This window comes from Hyphomonas sp. BRH_c22, assembly GCF_000961795.1.
Taxonomy (GTDB): domain Bacteria; phylum Pseudomonadota; class Alphaproteobacteria; order Caulobacterales; family Hyphomonadaceae; genus Hyphomonas.
Genome location: NZ_LADU01000048.1, coordinates 1 through 6,718, shown reverse-complemented (window position 1 = coordinate 6,718; position 6,718 = coordinate 1). Strand labels below are relative to the sequence as shown.

Genomic DNA, 6,718 nt, shown 5'->3' with positions numbered 1-6,718 from the left:
CATGGCTTCGCAAACAGACTTAGCGTGCATGTCGCCAAAGCAACAAAACGAGCGCCAACGTTATCGTCGAAGACGGTCACGCCGCATGTCATGCGCCACTCCTGCGCTATGCATATCCTGGAAGCGACAGGGGATATCCGGAAGGTATCGCTCTGGCTGGGTCACAGCTCGATCCAAACAACTGAAATGTATCTTCGCGTCGATCCGGCCGAGAAGCTTGATGTCCTGCATGCTTCAGCGCCGCCCGCGATTCGAAAAGGATCGTTCACAGGTGTATCTGACCGCCTGATCAGTATGCTGTCGGATGTTCACTCGCGGCCAGGCACGCGAAGTAGGTCACCGAAAAACTGAAGGCCTGGATGCCAAAGATTATGTGGAGCTAGCTGATGACGAAAACATATCGATACAGAGGGTTAAGCCGAGTGCTCCACATAATCGTGGACTCAACACAAGCCAGCTTATGTCGAGCTCAACATAAGCTGGCGGCGTGCTCGTCCAGTATGACACCGTCCAGTGAGACAGAGAGGACGATACCGCAATAGAACCAGTCATCCCGCCGCCATGCCTCCATGATAGCCTCGGCTTCGGCCTGCGCGTTGGCAAAGCGTTCCCGAAAATTGTTTCCGGGGCCGATGAACCCCGGCGCATCCTTGTAGAGGGATGGCCAGAATCCATCCTGACGCTGGTCCGGCGCATCGGGGCAATCGTCGCGCACAATGCGCGCGACGATCCGGAACCCCTCCTGTTCGCAAGCGATGCAATCGCCCTCGCATACGAACGTGTCAAAGCGCTCTGTGAATGCCATGATCAGCGGCTCCAGAACACGTGGACTTCATCAAAGCCCGTCTGGAACACCATGATCTCGCCATTGAGCGCCATGTCGCGGGCGAGCGCCGTCCAGTCGATGTAATAGTCGAGCGAAGCGGGTATTTCAGTGCCGGTCTCCCGTACAAATTCTTCAGCGAAATCGGCGGCGCTCCGATATTCTCCGGCATAGTCCGCGAACGCGGCCTCTGCCTGCTCAAGGTCATCGCCGAACTGGCTGTAGAGTTTCGCGCCCAGCTCGCCATGCTCTTCGATGAAGTCTGCAAGCTCGCACACGGTGTCGAAGCACGCCCATTCGGAAATCCGGCAGCCCTTGAAGTTCTCGTAATCGTGGATCGCCCATTCTTCGGCGTCCGGTTCCGGCGAAGCGGCGAGCATGTCGCGCACCTGTTCCGAAACCTCGTCCGGGTTGGTGGCGTGGATCCATGCCCCGTGCAGGCGGCCATTATTGTAGGCGGCAAGGCAGGCCACGTAGATGCGGGGACGGGCTGAAACCGCGAGCGCGGAAGCTGGTCCAGCGTGATCATCGGATGTGAATTGGTCAGTCATGTCAGTCTCCTTTGCGCCGCCGGGCTTTCTTTCCCGCATCAGGCGGGGGTGGGCGGCGAAAAGGTGCTCAGCCGGAGCGCATAGGGCTCCGCACAAGGGGAAGCCGTAGGTAGAAAACCTTAAGACGAACAATCACAACAAAAACCCGCCCCCTTGTGCGGGGACCGCGCTCTGGCAGACGCACCGTCCGCCCAGACCCGGCTGGTCGGGAGAGATAAAGAGGCGCAGGGACACTGCTGAGGGGGATCGATGGTTTTGCAACTGTTGATGTCGCATGGTGCCGCGTCCAGACACACAGTTCCGACTCGAGCCCTGTTGTCAGGGATCACCATCTGCATCGTTCGTCACGACCTGTTCAAAGATCCCTGGTCTCAGATGCTCAATTCAGCGCCCGTGACCCCTCTGGCCAACGGACAGTGGGAAGCGCGGGTGCGCGCCCTGCCGGTGAGCCCCAGCCCCATGCCTGAAGTCGGACTTGCTGCTTCCTCAGTGAGACGAGCCGGGCCGGCAAGAAGTACGGCATTTGCTCACCTCAAGACGTTCATTCCGGCCGGGCATCCCCGCCTCCGGCGGGCAGGTCGCGAAGAAACAAGCACGCTTTCAAATCGTGTTTCTCCGTGTACATTTGTAGCGGCATGGTCGGCTCTCAGGTTCAGGCCGGGGGCCTGGAGTATGCCAAATTGCGCCTCACCAAGGAAATCATTGGAATACGGAGCAGGAACAGCAACCACGCAGTGCAACACAAACTGTCGGCATATTCTCTCACAAGGCGTTGCATAACCTCGGACAATATCTATTCGTGACCGAGGTTTAGTAACATCAAGATACCGGCATCACGGCCAGCAGAGGACCCGAACCTCCACTCCCTTGCGAGAACGACGACCTGAACGTAGCGCGTCTACCAATTCCGCCATCTGGGCACAGTATTGGAACGCGGGGTATCACGGTTCGAAGCCAGAAACGTCAACGGCAAAACTGCTCTGACCTGACCTTGTTTCAACAGACCTGGGGGTCGCATCAAAGCGATCTATCTCCCGAGTAATCTCTGATGAATTCACACGCGTCCAAGCAAGCTCTCCGCCCGCCCCATCACCAAACCTTCAACCCCGGACATCGCCTTCCGCTCGCCCGTCTCCAGATCAAAGCCTGCCGCCACGTTCCCGGCCTGTTCGAGCACCATCCCGCACAATGCCTTCACCCGCCGCCGGATATACGGCTCTGTCAGGCCGGTCTCTTCTGCAAACCTGGCCCAGTCCCGCGCCTGGATATCTTCCAGTGCAGCCCGCTTCGCAATCTTCATCGCGAGCCGTGGGCTGAGCTCGGGATAGACCACGGTCGAAAGCAGGTCATAGAGCGGCGCCAGCTCTGTGCTGCCATCATATAGGAGGCTGTAATTCTTCCCGTGCGCGTCCGCATTGCCGATAATCAGATTGAAGATTGCCGCATCGAAGAGTTTGAGGACTTCGATTGCGGGCCGCGTCGCCACGCGTCGCAGGAGCGTGAAGAGATCGCGAAACACCGGGCCGCCATCGGACGCATATTTACGCGCTGATGTGAACCCGAGCGCCTGACAGAAATCCTCCTGATGCAGGCGCGTGACCGTGCCCTCCTCGCCCCTAACCCGGTCATAGCGCCGGACGAGCAGGAAGGGCAGGCCTTCAGCTCTGTGGATATCGACCTCGGCGACATCAAGCCCAATCAGGTGCCCAAGCCGCATCCCATAGGCCTCGTTTTCGGTCGTGCCTTCGAACCTTGAGATCGGGGGTTTCAGGATGTGCGTCGTCGGCTGGCCCGGCACCGGCAGCGCAATGCCGTCTGGCGTCAGGATGACAGGGAGTTTCGCCTGAGCACCGGCCAGCGAAAGTCTGAGCCCCTCTTCTCCGGCCAGCATGGGGCGCTTTGGCAGAGAGTCGATCAGGACACGCAGCTCTTTGTCAGACAAAGGTTTGGGCGTGAACGGACCATCCAGGGCTGGCGGCTCCTCCCCTTCCGGCCAGAGTGCCAGGGCACCTGCAACTTCACCGCCCAGCATTTCAAGCAGGCGGAATTCATTGCGCTCAGAGATGCCGAGCGCAGCAGCCACATTCTGTCTCTGGCTTTCCTCTGGCAGGATGCCTTCGAAGAAAGGCAGGCATTCGCGCCGGGAAAACGGCTCCTCCTGTAAAGGCAAGGACACGGAAATCGCCCTTGCATCGCTCCGGGCAAGCCAGGCGGGCAGATAGGCAAAGCCCATCTCGCCATAAGCGTCGACTGACAGGGTACCGACGGCGTCCCTGCCCCACCAGAGCGTGAGCGCGCGCGTGGTCATCGGCGATCCTCCGGCGTGGTGATTGTCATCGAACAGCCAAGGGCCGAAAGGACATCGAGCACCTTGCCAATCTGGGCAGTCGGCTTGCCGCGTTCGAGTTCGACAAGAAAGCGCAGGCCAACGCCCGAAGCGGCAGCCAGCTCAGGCTGGCGCAGGCCTTGGGCCTTGCGTGTCTTTCGAATGAGGTCGCCAATTTCTTCAGGTGTCATGAGCATAATTTCCCGTACGGGAAACATATGCCTGTATCAGGCGAAACACAAGAAAAATATCCCGATCAGGAAATTTATTGGCAATCGACTGCCAAATCCATAGAACTTTCCCGAACGGGGCATAAATCGAACAAGGCCCGGTCACTTGCCATATAATGCCCCGAACGGGATATTTGGTTCAAACCCCGCCTCTTACACGCACGCATGGCGAGTGTCCCTGGACTCCTTTCAAACCCGTTCTTCATAAGGACGCCCGAATAACGGCCCAATTGACCCGGACCTGTCCACGCAGAATTTATTCATGTGGTGGATACACCCATTGGTTCAATTTTCTTGATCTGGCCAACTACTGTTATTCATTCGTTTTTTGTTGTTGCCCCATTTTTAGACCGCTTCCTAATGTGTGCTCATTGGGTCTGGAGTTTCTCGCACTTCTGGTGCCTACCCCCCAACATCCCACCTCACCTTCCAATTAAGGTTGCAATCATATACATGTCCGCCCCGGGTGGGCCGGCACAGCGATAAGGTCTCCGGACCAAAACCTGTGCCCCGTTGCGCATGCTTCGCGGTTTTCCGACGGCCCACCTTTTTCATTTCCAGGTTGCAAACACGCGCCTCCTCCCTTAGAATATCTTTCAGCATCTTTGCATGAAGAGGCTCGGGGCGTCGGAAACCCTGGCAGAGCATGATCCCACTACATGTGCACTCCAGCACAGAAGGTCTTATTGCGACTGCCGCTATCCGTGCGCGCATCCGGGGCTCCTGGTTCACGGGTGCGCAGGGCGTCGGAAACCCTGGTGAAGCATGGCTGACCTCACCTGCGTGTTCACACGCAGGACCTGCCGCCTTGCACCAGCCATTCTGACGAAAGGGCCGAAGCGAGGGCATGGCATGGCGGGTGCGCAGTCAATACCAGAGCAGAACGAGCACAGGGACCGTGCTCGCGCGTCAGCGACGGCCAGGGCGCAATCTTCTGAAGGGCTTGTCGGCGACGCGGCCCTTAAAGTGTTGTTCCGCGAAAACCATAGCCAGCTGCTTCGCTTCTGCCGGATACGGATCAGCCATGCTGCGGACGCCGAGGATCTCGTGCAGGATGCCTTCCTGTCGGTGAGGCGTGCCTATCCGGACAAGGGGATCGACGAGCTGAGACCGCTCCTGTTCACCGCCCTGGGCAATCTCACGCTGGACTATCTCAAATCAGGATATGCAAAGCAAAGGCGATCGTCGGCCGAGATCGGCGACATGGGCGAGTTTCTTGCGTGCCCCCGCTCGGTGACACCTGAAACCCAGCTGATGGACGCCCAGTTGCTGGCGATCGTGCAGGCGGCCCTTGCGGCGCTCGATCCGCGCAAACGCGAGGCCCTGCTGCTCAGCCGGCTTGAGCGGCTCACCCATGAGGAGATAGCCGAGCGCCTGTCCGTGTCCCCGCGAACGGTGCGGAGCGACATCACCGACGCGATGGCCGTCATTGCAAAAAGCCTTGCGTGGGCTGGTGACCCGGAACAAGAGGCCTGACCTGCGTTTTGCATTGCTTCTCTACCGGACCTATGGACCCGACAACACCGGCCCCATCCACCCATCAATCGCCTCCGCCACATCCCGCTTCAGATCCGCATATTCCGCCCGGATATAATGCTTGCGTGCCACGCTCGCCGTCTGTCCATGATTGTGCCAGATATCGAGCCAGCGTTCGTCGATCCCGGCATCAATGAGATGTGTCTTCATCGTGCGGCGCAGGTCACGCGGATTCCAGTCCGGGAATTTGAGCTGCTTGTTCAAGCGCTTCGCGCCGCGTGAAATGGCTGCCATGGTGAGTGGTTCGTCCGGGTCGCGAGGATTGGACAGGAGATATGGCGAACGCGGGTGCGCCAGCTCAAGACAGCGCACAACGAGTGGGGCAGCGGTCCTGGTAATCGGCAGTTGATGCGACCTTCCGTTCTTTGTCTCCGGCAAGTGCAACCAGCCATCGCGCCAGTTCGCAGCGAGACTCATTGTGACTTCCGTCACGCGCAGGCCGCCCATAGCGATCATCAGTTTCAGGACGCGGTGTGTGGGATGGTCCTCGTCCAGCGCGTGCCAGAGCGCTTTCAGCTCGTCATTTGACAGGAACCGGTCGCCCGGTTTGTTCCTGGGGGTCGTCGGCAGCTGCTCGGCGATATTGTAGGTAATGCCATAGTCCCGCGCGCCACCGCGATAATCGTAACGGTTCTTCACCGCCCATTTCCAGGCCGTGACGATGTAGGAGCGAAGATGCGGTGCGTAGTTCGGACTCCGGGCATAGCTCTCTGCCATCCAGGCCTGCAGGTCCTGGATTGTTACGTCCCCGGCGCGCGGCATGCCGCCGTGTCGGGCGACCAGAAAGGGCAGGAGAGCATACTTCCCGTCAATCAGCGTACCCTTGACGCGCCCATAGGATGTCACACCGCGCGCCTGCATGTCGGCGACATAGTCGTGAAAGAAATTGGCAGCGGAAGCGGATACGGCATCGGCCACTTCCTCGGCCCGCGCGGCCGGCGTCGACGCCAGCGCGCGCATTTCCCGGAACTCTCCAGCGCGCGCTCTCGCTTCTCTCAGGCCGATTTCGGGATAGGCGCCGATGCGCACCCGCACCGTCTTGCCGCCAAGCTTCCGCACAGCCGAAAAAGTCTTCGCACCGGTCCTGGCCACACGCACTTTCAGGCAGGATTCGATCGTGTCGGAATAGTCTCCGGCGTCGGTCACAGCCGAAAGCCAGGTGTCCGTAAGCCGCAGTTTTGCCATGAGTTTTTCGCCTCCGGTTACCGTATAGTTACCACGGAGCCATTTGTGAGCAAAGTCTAACTTTTGC

Annotated in this window: 7 protein-coding genes; 2 read left to right on the top strand and 5 right to left on the bottom strand. The window is 59.2% G+C overall.

Features of this window, described 5'->3' with window-relative positions:
- Positions 1-351 (top strand): tyrosine-type recombinase/integrase (locus VR74_RS20590; RefSeq protein ID WP_299949713.1); only part of this gene is annotated, 351 nt, incomplete at its 5' end.
- Positions 352-469: 118 nt separating this feature from the next.
- Here the strand turns inward: VR74_RS20590 and VR74_RS06160 are convergent.
- From VR74_RS06160 to VR74_RS06140, 4 genes are all read right to left on the bottom strand, one after another.
- Positions 470-805, bottom strand: a complete 336-nt coding sequence (locus VR74_RS06160; RefSeq protein ID WP_299949711.1) for a hypothetical protein — start codon at positions 803-805, stop codon at positions 470-472.
- A gap of 2 nt (positions 806-807) precedes the next feature.
- Entirely contained in the window at positions 808-1,374 is a 567-nt protein-coding gene (locus tag VR74_RS06155) for an antirestriction protein ArdA (protein WP_299949709.1), read from the bottom strand.
- Between the two features lie 1,054 nt (positions 1,375-2,428).
- Positions 2,429-3,682, bottom strand: coding sequence for a type II toxin-antitoxin system HipA family toxin (locus tag VR74_RS06145; protein WP_045695207.1), 1,254 nt, complete (start codon positions 3,680-3,682; stop codon positions 2,429-2,431).
- Positions 3,679-3,897, bottom strand: a complete 219-nt coding sequence (locus VR74_RS06140) for a helix-turn-helix transcriptional regulator (protein ID WP_155839323.1) — start codon at positions 3,895-3,897, stop codon at positions 3,679-3,681. Before VR74_RS06140 ends, VR74_RS06145 begins: the two co-directional genes overlap by 4 nt.
- 798 nt (positions 3,898-4,695) lie before the next feature.
- Between VR74_RS06140 and VR74_RS06135 the strand changes: the two genes are divergently transcribed.
- Positions 4,696-5,406, top strand: coding sequence for a sigma-70 family RNA polymerase sigma factor (locus VR74_RS06135; protein ID WP_299949707.1), 711 nt, complete (start codon positions 4,696-4,698; stop codon positions 5,404-5,406).
- A 30-nt stretch (positions 5,407-5,436) separates the two neighbouring features.
- On the opposite strand, the gene VR74_RS06130 is transcribed toward VR74_RS06135, so the two are convergent.
- Positions 5,437-6,651: an integrase family protein gene (locus VR74_RS06130; RefSeq protein ID WP_045695206.1), complete on the bottom strand. Its 1,215-nt coding sequence runs from the start codon at positions 6,649-6,651 to the stop codon at positions 5,437-5,439.
- Between the last annotated feature and the right edge of the window lie 67 nt (positions 6,652-6,718).

Bases quoted from the DNA above. Each gene is read 5' to 3' on its own strand.
- VR74_RS06145 (WP_045695207.1), bottom strand. From the start codon at position 3,682: ATGACCACGCGCGCGCTCACGCTCTGGTGGGGCAGGGACGCCGTCGGT.
- VR74_RS06135 (WP_299949707.1), top strand. From the start codon at position 4,696: ATGGCTGACCTCACCTGCGTGTTCACACGCAGGACCTGCCGCCTTGCA.
- VR74_RS06140 (WP_155839323.1), bottom strand. From the start codon at position 3,897: ATGCTCATGACACCTGAAGAAATTGGCGACCTCATTCGAAAGACACGC.
- VR74_RS06160 (WP_299949711.1), bottom strand. From the start codon at position 805: ATGGCATTCACAGAGCGCTTTGACACGTTCGTATGCGAGGGCGATTGC.
- VR74_RS06155 (WP_299949709.1), bottom strand. From the start codon at position 1,374: ATGACTGACCAATTCACATCCGATGATCACGCTGGACCAGCTTCCGCG.
- VR74_RS06130 (WP_045695206.1), bottom strand. From the start codon at position 6,651: ATGGCAAAACTGCGGCTTACGGACACCTGGCTTTCGGCTGTGACCGAC.